The sequence below is a fragment of the Cellulomonas sp. FA1 genome (assembly GCF_000986825.1).
Taxonomy (GTDB): domain Bacteria; phylum Actinomycetota; class Actinomycetes; order Actinomycetales; family Cellulomonadaceae; genus Cellulomonas; species Cellulomonas iranensis.
The window spans coordinates 1,562,946-1,580,999 of the sequence record NZ_LBMY01000001.1 but is presented as its reverse complement, the minus strand read 5'-3'; the positions used below and the strand labels follow the sequence as shown (position 1 = coordinate 1,580,999).

Below are 18,054 nucleotides of genomic sequence, written 5' to 3'. Positions count from 1 at the left end.
TGGTGCGCGTGTCCACGCTGAGCGACCTGGTCGCGCGCCACGGTGCGCTCGAGCCCGCCGACCTCGAGTGGCTGCACCTCCTGGTCGGCGACTGGCAGGTCGTGTCCGACCTGGCCTTCGCCGACCTGGTGCTGTGGCTGCCCACGACCGACGACGACTTCGTGGCGATCGCCCAGTGCCGCCCGTCGACGGGTGCCACCGTGCACTACGACGACGTGGTCGGCTCGCACCCGCCCGAGGGGCAGCGTGCGCAGCTGCGACGCGCCCTGGACGAGCGGGTCCCGCAGCGCTCGCGCGAGCCGCGCTGGTTCGGCTCCTACGCGGTGCGCGAGGAGGCCGTGCCCGTCGTGCGCGGCGGCCGGGCGATCGCGGTGCTCGCGCGGCAGACGAACCTCGGCGGCGCCCGCACGCCCTCGCGCCTCGAGCTCAACTACGTGGAGGCCGCCGACGACCTCGTGGGCATGATCGCGCGGGGCGAGTTCCCGTCGCCCGACGCGCCGACCGGTCCGCGCCGCGGCGCGCCGCGCGTCGGCGACGGGCTCGTGCGCCTCAACGCCGAGGGTGAGGTGCTGTACGCGAGCCCCAACGCGCTGTCGTGCTTCCACCGGCTGGGGGCGCTCGGCGACCTCGTCGGGCGGTCGCTCGTCGAGGTGACGTCGGACCTCATCGAGCAGGACGCGACGGTCGACGAGTCGATGCCGCTCGTGCTCATGGGGCGGGCGCCGTGGCGCGTCGACGTCGAGGCGCGCGGCGTCGCGCTGTCCCTGCGTGCCGTGCCGCTCACCGAGGGTGCCCAGCGCACCGGCGCGGTCCTGCTGTGCCGCGACGTCTCGGAGCTGCGGCGGCGCGAGCGCGAGCTCATCACCAAGGACGCGACGATCCGTGAGATCCACCACCGCGTGAAGAACAACCTCCAGACGGTGGCGGCGCTGCTGCGGCTGCAGTCGCGCCGCATGAGCTCGCCCGAGGCGCGTGACGCGCTCGCCGAGGCCATGCGACGCGTCGCGACCATCGCGCTGGTGCACGAGACCCTGTCGCAGACGCTCGACGAGAGCGTGCCGTTCGACGACCTCGTCGGGCGGAGCCTGCGGCTCGCGGCGGACGTCGCGACCGCGGGGGCGCACGTCCGCACCACGGTGCGCGGCTCGTTCGGCGCGGTGCCGGCCGAGGACGCCACCGCGCTCGCGCTCGTGCTCACCGAGCTCGTGACGAACGCGGTCGAGCACGGTCTGGCCGGGCGCGAGCAGGGCACGGTCGAGATCGTCGTCGAACGCGAGGGCAACCGCCTGCGGGTCGAGGTGGTCGACGACGGCGCGGGCCTGCCCGAGGGCAAGGGCGCCGGCACCGGGCTGGGCACGCAGATCGTGTCGACGCTGGTCCGCAACGAGCTGGGCGGCTCGATCGTGTGGCGGTCGGGTGACAGCGGCGGCACGTCGGTCGTCATCGAGGCCGTGCTGCGGCAGGGGCGGGACGCGGCGACGGTCGCCTGACCGGGAGGTCGTGGTCGACCGCGGGCTGCGGAAGGGGGAGCGGCCGGGCGGTCCCGCACGATCAGGTGCCCTGACGGCCAGGTGCCCTGACGGCCGAGCGTGGTGCGAGCCGTCGCGGGCGGTCGTCCCGGCCCGGTGCCCGTCCGTGCGCCGGGACGACGACAGGGCCGCCGCGAACGGTCGGCCCTGTCGGTGGTGCGGGGGGTGCGTCGCGGGGGCGCGACGCCGGTGCGACGGTCAGCCGGCGCGGCGCTGGCGCGCGGTGCGGCGCTTGAGCGCGCGGCGCTCGTCCTCAGACAGGCCGCCCCAGACGCCGGCGTCCTGACCGGTCTCGATCGCCCACTTCAGGCACGTGTCGACGACGTCGCACCGGCGGCACACGGCCTTGGCCTCCTCGATCTGCTGGAGGGCCGGACCGGTGTTGCCGATCGGGAAGAAGAGCTCGGGGTCCTCGTCGAGGCAGGCTGCGCGGTGGCGCCAGTCCATGGGATCTCCTTGGGCGCACGCCTGCCCGGCGCGCCCCGAGGGAGCGCGCGGCCGCAGGCATGGAGTCAGTGGTGGGGGGAACGTGCTTGCTCAAGCGTCACACCGGGTGCCGTCGACGCACAAGGGTTACGGCAACGTTTCATCATCGTGACCTCTGAGGCGTTGGTCACATTCTCGCGTCGTCGGGCTGTGACCCGTCGCGAGGGCGCGCCGTGACGGCGCGCCGAACTCGGCCGAACGTCCAGGTCAGAGCCACTCGTCCCGGTCCAGGCCCGTGACCTGGGAGATCGCTGTGTCGTTCACCCCGCCGTCACCTCGACGCCGCCGTCCCGGGTCGCCCGCGCGTGGTCGGCCGCAGGCGTGCCCGAGTGATCGTGACGTGGTTCACGCGAGACCCGGGACGTCTTTCCCGGTCGCGTCGTCGAGACGTGTGGTCGGGCGGGCGTGCCGGATCTGGTATGGCCCCGCCGCGTCGTGGCGTGCGCGCTCCTGGAGGCCCGCCGCGGGCCCGCGCGAGCGGGTCGTGGGGCTGCGCAGGTGCGAGCCGGACCGCCGCACCCGGGTCCGACGACCGACGTCCGAGGTGCGACGTCCTAGGGTCGTCGCATGCCCACGCCTCCGTCGTCGTCGCGTCCCCCGTTGCTCGTCGTCGCGTGCGGCCTCGTGCTCCTCGAGGCGCTCGCGCTCGGGGCGGCGGCCGTCGTCGGCGTCGTGTCGCTGGGTGGCGGGGGCGACGTCGGCTCCGTCCTGTTCCTCGTCCTCCTCGCGCTGGGGGCGGCCGCGCTGCTCGTCGGTGCTGCCCGCGGGCTCTGGGGCGGGCGTCGCTGGCCCCGCGGACCGGTGCTCACGGTCCAGCTGTTCGTCGTGGTGGCCGCGACCACCTGGTGGCGTGCCGGCGGGGGAGCGCTCGCGCTCGTGCCCGTCGTCGTCGCCGTCGTCGTCGGTGCTGCGCTGCTCGTCCCCTCCGTCGTCGCCGCGACGTCGTCCACGGGGCGGCGCACGGACTGAGGCGCACGGACCGAGGCGTCTCGGCCGGCGGCCCGTGACGCGTCCGCTCAGGACGTGCGCGGGTGGTCGTCGACCTGGACGCGGACGAGCCTGCGGTCGCGTCGCAGCACGCCTCGGCCCGGGACCCGCACGCCCGGGTCCCTGTGCAGCGCGGACCCCGCGCCGAGCAGGTCGGCCGCGGCCGGGCCGTGCGGGTCGAGGACGAGCACCTGACCGTGCCGCAGCACCGCGGGCACGACCCCGCGGAACGCGGTCGCGGCGTGCTCGGTGGTGGTCGCGACCGCGGCGACGCGGGGCCGCCCCGAGCGCAGCGCGCGCTCGACGCCCGCGGCGGCCTCGGGTGCGAGGCGCTCCAGCTCGTCGAGGTCGTCGACGACGAGCAGCGGTCCGCCCGTCGTGCTGCCCCCGGGGTCGTCGAGCAGGTCCGCGAGGGCGTCGGGCCCGACCGTACGGACGGGCGACGCGTCCGCCGGCACGCACCGCGGCGCCTCCACCGGGCCCGGGTGGTCGGGCGGTGCTGCCGCGTCGGGCCCGCGCGTCGCGACGAGGAGGACCCGCTCGCCGCCTCGGGCGGCGGCGAGCGCCCGCGTGAGCAGCGTGGTGGTGCGGCCGCTGCCGGGCGGTCCCGCCACGAGCAGCGGCCGCGTGCCGTCGACGAGGACCGGTGCGCCGCCGTCCCCACCCGTGCCCAGCCGGCGGTCGCACGCCCCGGCCGGTGCGAGCGACCGTTCGGGAAGGAGGGCGATCCGCAGGGGTGCCGCGCGCGCGTGGTCGTGCGGCACCGGCGTCCGCGACGGCGTCACCACGTGGGCGACGGCCGTCCCGGTCGGCGTGGACGCGATCGCGCGGCCGGCGCACGTGCGCGGCCCCGTCAGGTCAGCGGGCACGCCCGCCTGCGGGTCGAGGGCCGGGTCGGCGACGGGCAGGACGAGCCGGGTCGGGAACGTGCCCAGCAGGCGGGTGAGCGCCGCGACGACCGGCCCCGCCGCGGCGACGTGCACGCCCGCGGGCGGGCGCCGCAGGAGGGCGGCCAGCAGGTCGGCGCCGAGCCCGCGGGCGTGCCTGGCGAGGTCCTCGAGGAGGACGTCGAGGCCGTCGAGCAGGAGCACCTGCGGCGCTCCCGCCGGCTCGTGCGGGTGCGCGAGCCGGTCGAGCAGCAGCAGGCAGCGGTGCAGGTCGTCCAGGGGCAGGACGGTGCCGAGGGCTCCGGCCGCGGCCGCGTGCAGGCCCGCGACGGCGCGGTCGGGGAGCCCGACGGCGTGCACGTAGGCGCCGGCGTGCAGCGCGTGCGTGCCGGCCGTGAGCAGCGTGGTGGAGCGGCCCGACCGGGGCCCGCCCAGCACGAGCAGCGGCCCGGCGTCGAGCCGCCAGCGGACCTCGGCACGGCGCTGCTCGTCGGGCAGGTCGGCGACCGCGACGAGCAGCCCGTCGTCGCGCGCGGGCGCACCCACGGCGTCGGCCGGCAGGTGCCGGGGCAGCGCCGGGGTCCACGGCACGCCGGGCCCGCGCTCCCCGGCCGCCGCGCGGCACGCGGCGACCCAGGCCGCGACGTCGTCGACGGCGCCCGGGGCGGCGTCGGGTCGCCACGTGCCGCCCGGGCGACCGGCCAGCCGGACCGGTGCCGGCGCGCGACCGTGCCGCGCACGCGCGACCTGGACCGCGACGGCGGGACGCCGGCCGACGCGCAGCAGCGCCCGGCCGGGCGCCGCCGGGTCCAGGGCGGCGGCGTCGGGGACGCCGAGCGCGTCGCGCGAGTCGGCCTCGTCCGCGACGCGCAGCGCGATCCGCAGGTTGACGTTGGCCCGCAGGTCGGCAGGGACGGCACCGGCGGGACGCTGCGTCGCGAGCACGAGGTGCACGCCGAGCGCGCGGCCCTGCGCGGCGAGGCGGGCGAGCGCGGCTCCCGCCTCGGGCAGGTCGTCGACGAGCGCGCGGAGCTCGTCGACGACGACGACGAGGCGGCCGGGTGTCGCCGGGTCGGCCGGGTCGAGGTCGGCGACGTCGGTGCGCCCGGACGCCGCGAGGAGCTGCTCGCGGCGACGCACCTCGGCGCGCAGGCCCGCGAGGGTGCGGCGTGCGGACGCGACGTCGAGGTCGTGGACGTGGTCCACGACGTGCGGCAGACCCGCGAGCGGGCCCAGCCCGGTGCCGCCCTTGAAGTCCACCAGGAGGAGGGCGAGGCGCTCCGGCGGGTGCGTCAGCGCGAGCGCGAGCGTGAGCGTCGTGAGCAGCTCGGACTTGCCCGACCCCGTGGTGCCCGCGACGAGCACGTGCGGCCCGTCGCGCATCAGGTCGAGCCGGACCGGTCCCGCGGCGGGCGCCCCCGGGTCGACGCCGACGCTCGCGACCGGGCGGTGCCGGCGGGCGCCGCGGAGCCAGGCGCTCGACACGGCGTCGGCGGTCGCGGCGGGCAGGCCCGGCAGCGCGCCGAGCACGGGGGCCGCCCCGTCGTCGTGCGGTGCCACCGGGGGCCCGGCCGTCAGGGACCCGTCGTCGGGCCCGACGGTCCGCCCGGCCGCCGCGCTCCGCCACGCCAGCGCGGCGGCCGCACGCGCCTGCGCGTCGGCGACCCCGCGCGAGACCCCCTCCACGCCCGGCTCGACGCACGCCGCCGGTCGGGGCGCTCGCCGCCGTCGCGCGTCGTCGCACGCGTGCGGGCGCGACGGCAGGGCGACGACCGTCGGCACCCAGGCGGGGACCCGCTCGCCCGGAGGCACGACCAGGAGCAGCAGGGTGCGCGGTCCGGTCGACGCCCACCACCCCGCGAGGTCGCGGCCCGCGCCGTCGACGACGACGAGGGCGTCCGCATCGGGACGGGGGAGGTCGTGCGACGGGTACCACCAGCGGGCCCAGGCCCAGTCGTCACCCGGGGCAGACCCGGCGGGACCGCGCAGGACGAGCGAGGTGCTCGTCGCGGCCCCCAGGCTGCGCAGCACCAGGGCGCGCGCGGTCGCCAGTGCCGCCGCGCGTGGCCCGACCAGCGCGATCGCGCGGTCGGCCGGCCACGAGCGGCGGTCGCCGGGCACGGGGGCGGGGCGGCCGCGCACCGCGGCCGCCGTCGCGACGCGCAGCGCGGCCACGTCCCGTGCGGGGCGGCTCTCGTCGGCAGCGTGCGCCGGGGGCGCGCCATCCTCCGTGTCGTCGTCCGTGCCGCCGCGGTCACCGCGCGGCGCGTCCGGCGTCCGCAGGGCCGCGACGAGCGCGAGCAGCCCGACGCCCGCCGTGAGGAGCAGCAGCGGCTGACGCATGGCCACCGCGAGGCCGACCGCACCGGCGGTCGAGGCGACGGTGGTCCAGGCCCACGGGGGGAGCCGCCGGCGGCGGCCCGGCGGCGGCGCCACGCCCGGTCCGCGGACCTCGAGGACCGACGCCCCCACGCGGAGCGGGCGGTCGGCGCGCCACGCCGCGCCGCCCGGCGGTCCCGGCAGCCGCCGCGCCGACGGGCGCGTCGACGCACCGAGCGTCGTCACGTCCCCGCGCGGGCGCGGACCACGACGGGTGCGGACCCTGACGCGACGCCCGCGACGGCGGACCCGCAGCACCAGGCCGGTGAGCGTCGGGTCGTCGACGACCAGGGTGGCGCCCGGGCCGGGGGGCGTCCGCCAGGTGTGCCGTCGGCCCGGCGTGCTCGGGCCGTGCGGGCCGCGGACCGCGATCTGCGCGCCGTCGGGCAGTGCGAGCACGCGACCCGCGTCGGGCCCGGCGACGACCGCGACGTGCGCGTCGGCGGCGACGGCCTCGGCCAGCCCGTCGGAGGCCGCGCGCGGGTCGTGCCCACGGGCGAGCCGCGCGCCGGGCAGCAGCGGCGGGGCGCCGACGGGGTGGTCGTCGGCGAGCGCGTGGCCGTCCACCGTCAGCGCGACCCCGGGGCCCGCCCACCCGGCGTCGCCCGTGAGCACCGCGAGGTGGCGTCGCAGGTCGTCCAGCGGCAGACCGGGCAGGACGTCGACGTCGAGCTCGTCGGGGCCGTCGAGGGGCGAGGACAGCGAGAGGCGCACGTCGCCAGCGTCGCGCGCGCGGCGTGACGCACCACGGCCCGGTGCGGGACGACGTGGACGACGTCTTCCCGCACCGGGCCGTGGTCGGTTCGGTGCCGCGCAGGGCCCTCCACCCGTCGCGGCACCGGACCCTCAGTCGACGCCGAGGGCCGCCACGGGAGGCGTCCGCGCGGCCGACCGCGCCGGCAGCGCCGAGGCCACGAGCCCCGCCAGCAGCGCGACGACCATGACCACGGCCACGTGCGCCCACGGGACGTGCAGGCGCAGGTCGCCGAACTCGCCGAACACCGTCGCGGCCCCCGCCCAGCCGTAGAGCAGACCGAGCACCGTGCCGATGAGTGCACCGACACCCGCGATGAGCATGCCCTCGGTCGCGAGCATCCAGCGCAGCCCGCGTCGCGACAGGCCCACGGCACGCAGCGTCGCCGACTCCCGGCGGCGCTCGATCACCGACAGCGACAGCGTGTTCGCGACGCCGACGAGCGCGATGATCACCGCGACGCCCAGCAGTCCGATGACGACCGCGAGCGTCACCTCGATGATCTGCTCGTTGCTCTGGCGCTCCGCGGCCGAGCTCGTCAGCACCACGTCCTGCTCGACGAGCAGGTCGTTCACGTCGAGCATCGTCCGCGCGGCGTCCGCACCCGGGGACAGCCGCACGAGCACCGAGCTCGCCGCGTCCGGAAGCCCCACGAGGTCGGCCGCCTCGGGCGTCAGCAGCAGGTCGTCGACCCCGCGCGTCGTCACCGGGACGGTCTGCGTCCTGCCGCCCGGGCCCGTCATGGTCGCCGAGGACCCGGTCGCGTCCGCGAACCACGCCGGCACGACGCTGCGGCCCGCGGCGATCGCGTCGGCCGCGGGGGCGTCCCGCAGCAGGTGCGCCGCGCTCGCGTCGACCACGAACGCCTGCACGGGCGCCTCCTTCTCGCTCTGGACGACCGCGCTGCGCGTCGGCACGACCTCGGCGACCCCGTCGACCTCGGCGATCTTGCGCACCATGTCCTCGGGGAACGCCTCGCCGTCGGAGCCCTGCACCACGAGGTCGACGGGCCCGCGCTCGTCGAACTCGCGCGCGAGCGAGACCTGCGCCGACGTCGCGCCCGTGGTCATCATCACCACGAGCGTCACGCCGATGACCAGCGCGGTGCTGGTCGCGGCGGTCCGGCGCGGGTTGCGCACGGTGTTGGCGGCGGCGAGCCGCGCGCTCGTCGAGATCCTGGCGACGGGCCGGCCGACGGCCGACACGACCTTCGGGATCCACAGCGCCGCACCGACCAGCAGCCCGACGAACGACGTCGCACCGCCGAGCACGCCGACGGCCAGCGGCAGCATGCTGTCGACGCCGATGCCCTTGCGCGCGAGCAGGACCGCGCCCACGAGCGCACCCAGGCCGCCCACGGTGAGCAGCAGCGAGAAGCCGAACCGGATCCTGCCCGGGCGCGCCCGCACGCTCGGCGCGTCGGCCGGGCGCAGCGCGGCGACGGGGGCGACACGGGTCGCGGCACGCGCCGGCACGAACGCCGCGCCCACGGTGACCAGCGTGCCCACCAGGATCGGCAGCAGCACGTTCGCGACCGTCGGGTGCGCGGTCGTGGGCAGCGGGACACCGCCCTGCGAGCGGGCCAGCAGCGACAGCGCGCCCTGCGCGAGCCCGAGACCCAGCAGCACGCCGGTCGCGCTCGCCGCGACCCCGAGGATCGCGGCCTCGAGGAGCACCGACGTGCGCAGCTGCCCGCGGCGCGCGCCGACGCACCGCAGCAGCGCGAGCATGCGCGTGCGCTGCGCGACGAGCACCTGGAACGTGTTCGAGATGACCAGGGCCGCGACCAGCAGCGCGACCGCCGCGAAGCCGAGCACGAGCATCATGATGGCGTTGCCGCCGCCCGTGTACTCCTTGACGGTCTTCTCGGCCGCCTCGTCCCGCGTCAGCACCTCGCCGTCCGGGAACGCGCTCGCGAGCGCCGTGCGCACCTGCTCGACGTCGCCGTCGACGGCCACGGTCATGCCCATGACCGCGAGCTCCGACGGGTCGTCCGCGCCGTTCCAGCGCGCGATGTCCTCGAACGTCGCGAGCCCGGCGCCGCCGTAGCCCGCCCACGCCCCGCGCGGGTCGTCGACCAGTCCGACGAGCGTGAGCTCGGCCGTCATGTCGACGGGCTCCGGGTCGGTCTGCGGCTCGTCCGTCCCGGCGGCGTCGACCGTGTCGGCGGTCTCTGGCCACACCGTCCAGCTCGTGGTCAGGGTGTCGCCGACGCCGACGCCGAGGCGCTCCGCGGTCGGTGCGGGGATCGCGACCTCACCGGGCGCCGCGGGTGCGCGGCCGTCGACGACCTCGACCGACGCGAGCCCGGGGTCGGAGGGTGCGGGCACGACGGTCTGCGAGGCCGTGCGGCGGCCGCTCTCGAAGCGCGCCCAGCTCGCGAGCAGCGGGTCGGCGGCGCGGACGCCGGGGACGTCGCGCACGCGCTCCGCCGCACCGGTCAGCTCACCGGAGTCCGACAGCAGCACGAGGTCCGCCGTGCCGTACCGCGCCGTGATCGAGTCGTACCCGCCACGCGTGATCGCGTCGCCGGCCGCGAGCGTCGCGGTCACGAACGCCGAGCCGAGCACGATGGCGATGCCCGCCGCGACGAGCCGGGGCAGGCTCCGCCGCATCTGGGCGAGGGTGAGGCGCAGCATCAGCGCAGCCCCCCCGCGGGGGCCTGGACCACGGGGGTCGCGCCGGTCGGCGTGCCGGCCGGCGCCTCGAGCACGCGCAGGCCCTCGAGGCCCGCGAGCACCGACTCGGGCGTCGGGTCGGCGATGTCGCCGGCGATGCGGCCGTCGGCGAGCAGGAGCACGCGGTCGGCGTACGCGGCGGCCGTCGGGTCGTGCGTCACCATGATGATCGTGCGGCCCAGCTCGCGCACCGAGCGGCGCAGGAAGCTCAGCACCTCGGCGCCCGAGCGGGAGTCGAGGTTGCCGGTCGGCTCGTCCGCGAACACGACCTCGGGCTGCGTGATCAGCGCGCGCGCGATCGCGACGCGCTGCTGCTGACCGCCGGACAGCTCGCTCGGCCGGTGCGTGAGCCGCTGCTGCAGCCCGAGGGTCGCGACGAGCGTGTCGAACCACGCCTTGTCGGGCTTGCGGCCCGCCAGGTCGAGCGGCAGCACGATGTTCTGCTCGGCAGTGAGCATGGGCAGCAGGTTGAACGACTGGAAGACGAAGCCCACGCGGTCGCGGCGCAGGCGCGTCAGCGCGTCGTCGTTGAGCGACGTGATCTCGGTCTGCCCGAGGTGCACCGTGCCGGACGTCGCGTCGTCGAGCCCCGCCATCAGGTGCATGAGCGTGGACTTGCCCGAGCCCGACGGGCCCATGATCGCGGTGAACGCGCCCGTGGCGAAGTCGACGTCGACGCCGTCGAGCGCACGCACGGCCGACGCGCCGGACCCGTAGACCTTGGTGAGCGCACGGGCGCGGGACGCGGGGGTGCCGTCGGCCGGTCGGTCGAGCGGGCGGGGGGCGGAGGTGTCCAACGGGGTGCTCCTGTCTCGAAGGTGTGCACCCAGCCTCGCGTCCGACGACCCCGAGGCGCGTCCCGCCGTGGGTGGGTCCTGCGGCCGACCCCGTCATCCCACGGCCGCACGGGCAGTGCGACCAGGGGGCGGACCTGCGGCCCCGCGGGTCAGGCCCCGGGCCGGACCAGCCCGGTCTCGTACGCGGTGACGACCGCCTGCACGCGGTCGCGCGCGCCGAGCTTGGCGAGGATGCGGCCCACGTGCGTCTTGACCGTCGCCTCGGCGACGTACAGGTCCTGCCCGATCTCGGTGTTCGAGCGGCCGCGCGCCATGAGCACGAGCACCTCGCGCTCGCGGTCCGTCAGCTGCGCGACCGCCTGGTGCGCGGGGTGGTCCGCCGCGGCCGCCTCGTCCTCGGGCAGCGCCGTGACCAGGTGCTCGAGGAGCCGGCGCGTGCTCGACGGCGCGATCACGGCGTCGCCGCGGTGCACGGTCCGGATCGCCGCCAGCATCTCCTCGGGCGGTGCGTCCTTCAGCAGGAAGCCGCTCGCGCCGGCGCGGATCGCGGCGAGCACGTACTCGTCGAGGTCGAACGTCGTGAGCACGATGACCTTGGGGGCCGGCAGCTCGGGCGTCGCCCTCGCCACGATGCGCTCGGTCGCCTCGAGGCCGTCCATCGCGGGCATGCGGACGTCCATGAGCACGACGTCGACGGGCCCGGTCGCGGTGCGCGCCGCCGGGTCCAGCGCGCGCACGGCCTGCGCGCCGTCACCCGCCTCGACGACGACCTCGAGGTCGGGCTGCGAGTCGATGACCATGCGGAAGCCCGCGCGGACGAGCTGCTGGTCGTCGACGAGCGCGACGCGGACGGGCGGGACGGTGCCGCTGCTCGGGGTGCTCACGAGGGGGATCCTCCCGCAGGTGTCGTGGTGGGCTCGCCCGGCGCGCCGGGTGTGGGCAGCGTCGCACGCACGCGGAACCCGCCGCCGGGGCGGGGCCCCGCGGTGACGGTGCCGCCGAACATCGTCGCGCGCTCGCGCATCCCGAGCAGCCCCTGCCCGAGCCCGTCGGTGCCGGCCGACGCCCCGCGGCCGTCGTCGCTGACCTCGAGCGCGACGGCCGTGGGCTGCCACTGCAGCATGACCGTCACGGACGGGTCGGGGCCAGCGTGCTTGAGGATGTTGGTGAGGGACTCCTGCGCGATCCGGTAGATCGTCAGCCCCGCTCCGGGCGGCAGGTGGCGCGGCTGCCCCAGCCGCACGTGGGAGATGCGCATGCCGCTCGCGCGCATCTGCGCGACGAGGTGCTCGACGTCCTCGACCGAGGGCTGGGGCGTCACGGTGGCGGTCGAGGCGCGCACGTCGGGCGCGTCGTCGGCGGTCGCGGTCGGCAGGACGCCGGGGGCGCCCGCCGTCGCGGGTGCCGGGGCCTCGCGGAGCACGCCCAGCAGGCGGCGCATGTCGGTCAGCGCGGCGCGGCCCGTCTCGGCGATCGTGCCGAGCGCGCGCGTCGCCGCGTCGGGGTCGTGCACGGCCGCGTACCGGCCGCCGTCGGACTGCGCGATGATCACCGAGAGGCTGTGCGCCACGATGTCGTGCATCTCGCGCGCGATGCGCGCGCGCTCGGCGGCCGTGGCGATGATCGCCTGCTGGTCGCGCTCGACCTCGAGCCGCTGCGCGCGGTCGACGAGCGCCTCGAGGTGCTCGCGACGGCTGCGCCGGACGAGACCGAACGCCCACGCGACGAGGAACAGGCTGCCCGCGAACATCGCGATGAACACGGCGATGCCGGGGGAGTACGGCATGCCGATCATGCCGCCCAGGACCGCCGACCCCACGAGTGCTCCCGCCATGGCGGTGCGGTGCGCCCAGCGCGGGCCGTGCAGCGCGGCCGAGTACAGCGCGAAGGGCACCACGAAGTCCGTCGGGACCATCGGGACCCGCGCGACCAGGTGCAGCAGCGCGCACGTGTAGACGATCGCGACGGACGCCGCGGGGCGGGTGCGGCGCCAGGCCAGCGGCACGACCATGCCGAACGTGCTCAGCGAGACGACGAACGCGGGCAGGTCCGACAACTGGTTCGCCACGAGCCCGATCGACGGCGGCACCAGGACCACCGTGAGCAGGGCCGCCATCGTGAGGTCGACGCCGAAGCGGTGCTGGTCCTCCCACTGCCACATCCGGTCCCACCACGACATCCCACGAGCGTAGGCGGCGTCACGGCCGCGGTCGTGCGCCCGCGGGCTGATCGTGCGGCCGGGCGGCGTCCGTCCACGGGTGCAGCGGGCGCGGCGGCGACGCGGGCCGCGGCCGGCGTCGCGGCGTGGATCCTCTCGGCGCGTCGGGGACCTGGGGCTGGCGGGAGAGGGGAGTACGTGACCTAGCATGGCGGAATGACCCAGGTGCTGCTGGCCGAGGACGACCCCGCGATTGCCGAGCCTTTGGCGCGCGCGCTGGGGCGTGAAGGCTACGACGTGCGCGTGCAAGGAACGGGTCAAGGCGCGATCGACGGTGCGGCCGGTGCCGACCTCGTCGTCCTCGACCTCGGGCTGCCCGACATGGACGGCCTCGACGTCGCCCGGGCGATCCGGGCGCAGGGGCTGACGACGCCGGTCCTGGTCCTGACGGCCCGCGCGGACGAGGTCGACCTCGTCGTGGGCCTCGACGCGGGCGCCGACGACTACGTGACCAAGCCGTTCCGGCTCGCCGAGCTCCTCGCCCGCGTGCGGGCGCTGCTGCGGCGCACGGTCGGCGACCCGGCCGACGAGGACGAGCTGCACGCGCAGGACGTGCGCGTCGACGTCGCGGCGCACCGCGCGTTCCAGGGCGAGCGCGAGCTGCACCTCACCGCCAAGGAGTTCGACCTGCTGCGGGTGCTCGTGGCCGCGGCCGGCACGGTCGTCGCGCGCGAGACGCTCATGCGCGAGGTGTGGGGCTCCGACCCGACCGGGTCGACCAAGACCCTCGACATGCACGTGTCGTGGCTGCGGCGCAAGCTCGGCGACGACGCGAACGCCCCGCGCTACGTGACGACCGTGCGCGGCATGGGCTTCCGCTTCGAGACCGGCGGCGCCGCGCCCGAGGTCGCGCCACCGGGCCCGTTCGACCAGGTCTGACGTGCGTCGTCGGGTCCTGCAGGCGACCATCGCGGCGGTGACCGTCGCGGTCGTGCTGCTCGGCTTCCCGCTGGCCTTCCTGGGGGCGCAGCTGGTGCGCGAGAACGAGGTGCGCAACCTCGAGGTCCGCGCGGTCTCGGTCGCGCGGACCGTCGACTTCCGCGTCGAGCGCGAGATCGCGCTGTCCAACCGCATGCTCGAGCCGTACACCGGCGGCGGCGGCGACATCGCCGCGACCGTGGTCGTGCGCACGGCCGACGGCGAGACGTACCGGGCCGGTCCGGCGGTCGACGGGCGGCGGCTCACGGTCCAGGACACGTCCGACACGGGCGCGACCGTCCTGCTGTACGTCTCCTGGTGGGACGTCTTCTGGCCGTCGGTGCAGGTCATCGCCCTGGTCGTGGTCGCGGCGGTGGTCGCGTTCGCCGCGGGCATCGCGATGGCGATCTGGCAGGCCAACCGGCTCGCCGCGCCGCTCGTGTACCTCGCGGCGTCCGCCGAGCAGCTGGGGTCCGGGCAGGTGCGGCCCCAGCTCGAGCCGTCGGGCGTCGAGGAGATCGACCTCGTGGCCGCCGAGCTCGCGCGCAGCGCCGACCGCATGGCCGGCCGGCTCGCCGCCGAGCGGCAGTTCGCGTCCGACGCGTCGCACCAGCTGCGCACGCCGCTGACCGCGTTGTCGATGCGGCTCGAGGAGATCATGCTCGCGGCGGGCGAGGAGGAGGTCCGCGAGGAGGCGCGCATCTCCCTCGAGCAGGTCGAGCGCCTCGTGCGCGTGGTCGACGACCTGCTGGCCAGCTCGCGCCGCGCGCAGGGCGGCACCACCGAGGCGGTGCCGCTCGTCGAGGTCGTGCACCAGCAGGAGGAGGAGTGGGCGCCCACCTTCGCGGCGGCCGGGCGTCGTCTCGTGGTCGACGTCGACCCGTCGACGCAGGTGCTCGCGACCCCGGGCGCGCTCGCGCAGGTGCTCGCGACGCTCATCGAGAACTCGCTCAAGCACGGGGACGGCACCACGACGGTGCGGGCGCGCGCCGGCGGGTCGTCCCACGCGGTGGTGGTCGAGGTCGGCGACGAGGGCGCGGGCGTGCCCGACGACCTCGCGTCCCGCATCTTCGAGCGCGACGTCACCTCGGGGGCCGGCACGGGTCTCGGGCTCGCGCTCGCGCGCGACCTGGCGAACGCCGACGGTGGCCGGCTCGAGCTCGCGCAGCGCCGCCCGGCCGTGTTCGCGCTCTTCCTGTCAGGCGTCCCGGCGTCGTTGCGTCCCGACGTGGTGCTCCCGCGCGGCGCCGTGGTCTCCGTGCGGCGCGACAGGCGTCGCTGATCGCGCAGGTGCGCGCCGCCCGCGACCCGGCTCGTCGACCGGGCCTCCGGTACCGGCCACGGGGCTAGGCTGCCGTCGACGTGACCGCGGCGCGAACGAGGAGGAGCACGTGCTGGCTCTCGAACCGACCTTTCAGGGCTATGCCTGGGGGTCGTCGACCGCCATCCCGGAAGCCCTCGGCCTCGCGCCGGACGGGCGCCCCGTGGCGGAGGCGTGGTTCGGTGGGCACCCCTCGGCGCCGTCGGTCCTGGGCGGCCCCGACGGCGAGCCGGTCGACGCCGCGATCACGCGTGACCCCGTGGCGCTGCTCGGCGGCGACGTGGTCTCCCGGTTCGGCCCCCAGCTCCCCTTCCTGCTCAAGCTGATCGCCGCCGCGCGACCGCTCTCCCTGCAGGTTCACCCGAGCGTCGAGCTCGCGCAGGAGGGGTACGAGCGAGAGGACGCACGCGGCGTCCCCCTGGACGACCCCCACCGGTCCTACCGCGACCGCAACCACAAGCCTGAGCTGGTGTACGCGCTCTCGACGTTCGAGGCGCTCGTCGGGTTCCGCGCCCCGCGACGGACGGCCGAGATCCTGCGCGGACTGGAGCACCCGGTCGCGCGCGACCTGCACCGTGCCGTGACGGACGACCCCACGCCGACCGGTGTGCAGGCGGCGTTCACCCGGCTCGTCGGGCCCGACAGCCGTCCGACGCCGGCCGAGGTCGCCGAGCTCGCGGACGAGTTCCGTGCACGCCTCGCCACGGGCTCGCCGTCGCCGCGCACCGACGGTGCGGTGGACCTGCTCGAGCGCGCCTACCCCGGCGACCCCGGTGCCGTCACCGCCGTGCTCCTCAACCCCGTCACGCTCCGGCCGGGCGAGGCGCTGTTCGTCCCCGCGGGGGCGGTCCACGCGTACCTGGGCGGCTTCGCGGTCGAGGTCATGGCGAACTCCGACAACGTGCTGCGGGCCGGCCTGACCTCCAAGCACGTCGACATCCCCGAGCTGCTGAAGGCGGTCGACTGCGTCGCCGCCCCGCCGATCCGCATCGCGCCCGAGCACGTCTACGACGCGACGGACGTCTACTACGTCCCGGTCGACGACTTCGAGCTCTCGGTGACACGGGTCGGCGACGCGGGCGCGGTGCGGCTGCCCGGCGGCGGCCCCCGGGTCGTGCTGTGCGTCGAGGGGGAGGTCGCGCTGCGCTCCGCCGCCGGCGAGGACCTGTCGCTCGCCGCGGGCCGCGCGGCGTTCGTGCCGGCGGCCGACGGCGCCCTGAGCGTCGGCGGCCGAGGCTGCGTCGTCCAGGCGTCCGTCCCGTGACCTCTCGCTGACCACGCCGGTCGCACCGGCTAGGCTCGGCGCCCGTGACACCTCCGACCGTGGCCGTCGTCGGCGGCGGGCAGCTCGCCCGCATGATGGCGGGTCCTGCCACCGCCCTGGGGCTGCGCCTGCGCGTCCTGGTCGAGACCGCGGACGGGCCGGCCGCGCAGGCGGTCGCCGACGCGCCCGTGGGTGCGGCAGGTGACGCCGCAGCCGTGCTGGCGCTCGCCGACGGTGCCGACGTGCTGACCTTCGAGCACGAGCACGTCCCCGGCCACGTGCTCGACGCGGTGGCCGCGCGCGGCGTCCCGGTCCGCCCGGGGCCGGGCGCGCTGCTGCACGCGCAGGACAAGGTCGTGATGCGCGAACGGCTCACGGCGCTGGGCGTGCCCTGCCCGCGCTGGGCGCGCGTGCTCGACGTCGAGGACCTCGAGGCGTTCCGCGGGTCGTCCGGTGGGCGTGCGGTCGTCAAGACCGCACGGGGCGGGTACGACGGCAAGGGGGTCCGCGTCGTCGACGCGGGACCGCTGCCGGACGACGTGGTCGCGTGGTGCGAGGCCGCCGCGGACGGCAGCGGCCCCGCGGTCCTCGTCGAGGAGCTGGTGCCGTTCGACCGCGAGCTCGCCGTGCTGGTCGCGCGGACGCCGTCGGGCGAGAGCGCGGTGTGGCCGGTGGTCGAGTCGGTCCAGCGTGACGGCGTGTGCGCCGAGGTCGTCGCACCCGCTCCCGACCTGGACCCGGCGACCGCCGCCGAGGCCGAAGCCGTCGCGCGTGCCGTCGCCGACGGGCTCGACGTCACCGGCGTGCTCGCCGTCGAGCTCTTCGAGATCCGCGACCGTGCCGGGGGTCGGCCGCGTGTGCTGGTCAACGAGCTCGCGATGCGGCCGCACAACTCCGGGCACTGGACGATCGACGGTGCGGTCACGAGCCAGTTCGAGCAGCACCTGCGCGCCGTCCTCGACCTGCCGCTCGGGGACGTGACGCCCGTGGCCCGGTGGACCGTCATGGCGAACGTCCTCGGCAGCGCCCTCGCGGACCCGACCGACGCGCTCGCGGACGTGCTCGGCGCCGACAGCGGCGCACGCGTCCACCTGTACGGCAAGGCGGTCCGACCGGGCCGCAAGCTCGGGCACGTCAACGTGTCGGGCGACGACCTGGACGACGTGCGCGCCCGCGCGCGCGCCGCGGCTGCGCGGCTGCGCGGCGAGCACGTCGAGAGCGGAGGCACGGCATGAACGAGGCACCCCTCGTCGGTGTGGTCATGGGGTCGGACTCCGACTGGCCCGTGATGTCGGCCGCGGTCGACGCGCTCGCCGAGTTCGGCGTGCCCGTCGAGGTCGACGTCGTCTCGGCGCACCGCCAGCCCGACAAGATGGTCGCGTACGGGCGCGACGCCGCCGGGCGCGGCCTGCGGGTGCTCGTCGCGGGGGCCGGCGGCGCCGCGCACCTGCCCGGCATGCTCGCCGCGGTCACGCCGCTGCCCGTGATCGGCGTGCCCGTGCCGCTCGCGCACCTCGACGGCATGGACTCGCTGCTGTCGATCGTCCAGATGCCCGCGGGCGTCCCGGTCGCCACCGTCTCGGTCGGTGGCGCGCGCAACGCCGGCCTGCTGGCCGTGCGGGTGCTGGCGGCCGGAGCCGGCCCCGACGCCGCGCGGCTGCGGGCCGCCATGGTGGACTTCCAGGACGGCCTGCGGGCCCAGGCCGACGCGAAGGGTGAGCGGCTGCGCGCCCGCACGACCGGGCAGGTCACGGGCTTCTCGGCCTGACGTCGTCGCACGGCGGTCCCCGCGCGGGCCCCCGGCTCGACCTGCGGGACGGTCCGTGCGGCCCTACC

At 76.9% G+C, this 18,054-nt stretch carries 13 protein-coding genes; 7 read left to right on the top strand and 6 right to left on the bottom strand.

The window, feature by feature from the left end:
* The first annotated feature begins 8 nt into the window (after nt 1-8).
* Nucleotides 9-1,490, top strand: coding sequence for a sensor histidine kinase (locus tag GY42_RS07040; RefSeq protein WP_046530661.1), 1,482 nt, complete (start codon nt 9-11; stop codon nt 1,488-1,490).
* 237 nt (nt 1,491-1,727) lie between these two features.
* On the opposite strand, the gene GY42_RS07035 is transcribed toward GY42_RS07040, so the two are convergent.
* Nucleotides 1,728-1,976 (bottom strand): WhiB family transcriptional regulator, encoded by a 249-nt coding sequence (locus GY42_RS07035; protein WP_013117620.1) that lies wholly within the window; start codon nt 1,974-1,976, stop codon nt 1,728-1,730.
* Nucleotides 1,977-2,582: 606 nt separating this feature from the next.
* Between GY42_RS07035 and GY42_RS07030 the strand changes: the two genes are divergently transcribed.
* Complete coding sequence (locus GY42_RS07030) at nt 2,583-2,984, top strand: hypothetical protein (RefSeq protein ID WP_046528793.1); 402 nt, start codon at nt 2,583-2,585, stop codon at nt 2,982-2,984.
* Nucleotides 2,985-3,031: 47 nt separating this feature from the next.
* Here GY42_RS07030 and GY42_RS07025 read toward each other — a convergent pair whose 3' ends face one another.
* From GY42_RS07025 to GY42_RS07005, 5 genes are all read right to left on the bottom strand, one after another.
* Nucleotides 3,032-6,982, bottom strand: a complete 3,951-nt coding sequence (locus tag GY42_RS07025; RefSeq protein ID WP_046528792.1) for an FtsK/SpoIIIE domain-containing protein — start codon at nt 6,980-6,982, stop codon at nt 3,032-3,034.
* A gap of 132 nt (nt 6,983-7,114) precedes the next feature.
* Entirely contained in the window at nt 7,115-9,661 is a 2,547-nt protein-coding gene (locus GY42_RS07020; RefSeq protein ID WP_046528791.1) for an ABC transporter permease, read from the bottom strand.
* Nucleotides 9,661-10,497, bottom strand: coding sequence for an ABC transporter ATP-binding protein (locus GY42_RS07015; protein ID WP_046528790.1), 837 nt, complete (start codon nt 10,495-10,497; stop codon nt 9,661-9,663). The genes GY42_RS07020 and GY42_RS07015 overlap by 1 nt, the downstream gene beginning before the upstream one ends.
* A 149-nt stretch (nt 10,498-10,646) precedes the next feature.
* Nucleotides 10,647-11,381, bottom strand: a complete 735-nt coding sequence (locus GY42_RS07010) for a response regulator (RefSeq protein ID WP_046528789.1) — start codon at nt 11,379-11,381, stop codon at nt 10,647-10,649.
* Nucleotides 11,378-12,676, bottom strand: coding sequence for a sensor histidine kinase (locus tag GY42_RS07005; RefSeq protein ID WP_046528788.1), 1,299 nt, complete (start codon nt 12,674-12,676; stop codon nt 11,378-11,380). Before GY42_RS07005 ends, GY42_RS07010 begins: the two co-directional genes overlap by 4 nt.
* Before the next feature lie 195 nt (nt 12,677-12,871).
* Here GY42_RS07005 and GY42_RS07000 point away from each other — a divergent pair, with 195 nt between their 5' ends.
* The 5 genes from GY42_RS07000 to purE all read left to right on the top strand — a co-directional run bounded on the left by GY42_RS07000 (nt 12,872) and on the right by purE (nt 17,986).
* A complete protein-coding gene (locus GY42_RS07000; RefSeq protein WP_046528787.1) occupies nt 12,872-13,594 on the top strand; it encodes a response regulator transcription factor in 723 nt (240 codons plus the stop codon).
* A gap of 1 nt (nt 13,595) precedes the next feature.
* A complete protein-coding gene (locus tag GY42_RS06995; RefSeq protein ID WP_046528786.1) occupies nt 13,596-14,915 on the top strand; it encodes a sensor histidine kinase in 1,320 nt (439 codons plus the stop codon).
* Between the two features lie 109 nt (nt 14,916-15,024).
* Nucleotides 15,025-16,218, top strand: coding sequence for a mannose-6-phosphate isomerase, class I (manA, locus tag GY42_RS06990; protein WP_046528785.1), 1,194 nt, complete (start codon nt 15,025-15,027; stop codon nt 16,216-16,218).
* A gap of 44 nt (nt 16,219-16,262) precedes the next feature.
* A complete protein-coding gene (locus GY42_RS06985; protein ID WP_082131395.1) occupies nt 16,263-17,453 on the top strand; it encodes a 5-(carboxyamino)imidazole ribonucleotide synthase in 1,191 nt (396 codons plus the stop codon).
* Nucleotides 17,450-17,986 carry a 5-(carboxyamino)imidazole ribonucleotide mutase gene (gene purE / locus GY42_RS06980; protein ID WP_046528784.1) on the top strand — a complete coding sequence of 179 codons (537 nt, stop codon included), beginning with the start codon at nt 17,450-17,452 and terminating at the stop codon, nt 17,984-17,986. The genes GY42_RS06985 and purE overlap by 4 nt, the downstream gene beginning before the upstream one ends.
* Nucleotides 17,987-18,054: the final 68 nt, after the last annotated feature.

What these genes read in the sequence shown, in the direction of transcription:
- GY42_RS07030 (WP_046528793.1), top strand. Translation starts at nt 2,583, where the DNA reads ATGCCCACGCCTCCGTCGTCGTCGCGTCCCCCGTTGCTCGTCGTCGCG.
- GY42_RS07020 (WP_046528791.1), bottom strand. Translation starts at nt 9,661, where the DNA reads ATGCTGCGCCTCACCCTCGCCCAGATGCGGCGGAGCCTGCCCCGGCTC.
- GY42_RS07035 (WP_013117620.1), bottom strand. Translation starts at nt 1,976, where the DNA reads ATGGACTGGCGCCACCGCGCAGCCTGCCTCGACGAGGACCCCGAGCTC.
- GY42_RS07005 (WP_046528788.1), bottom strand. Translation starts at nt 12,676, where the DNA reads ATGTCGTGGTGGGACCGGATGTGGCAGTGGGAGGACCAGCACCGCTTC.
- GY42_RS07000 (WP_046528787.1), top strand. Translation starts at nt 12,872, where the DNA reads ATGACCCAGGTGCTGCTGGCCGAGGACGACCCCGCGATTGCCGAGCCT.
- purE (WP_046528784.1), top strand. Translation starts at nt 17,450, where the DNA reads ATGAACGAGGCACCCCTCGTCGGTGTGGTCATGGGGTCGGACTCCGAC.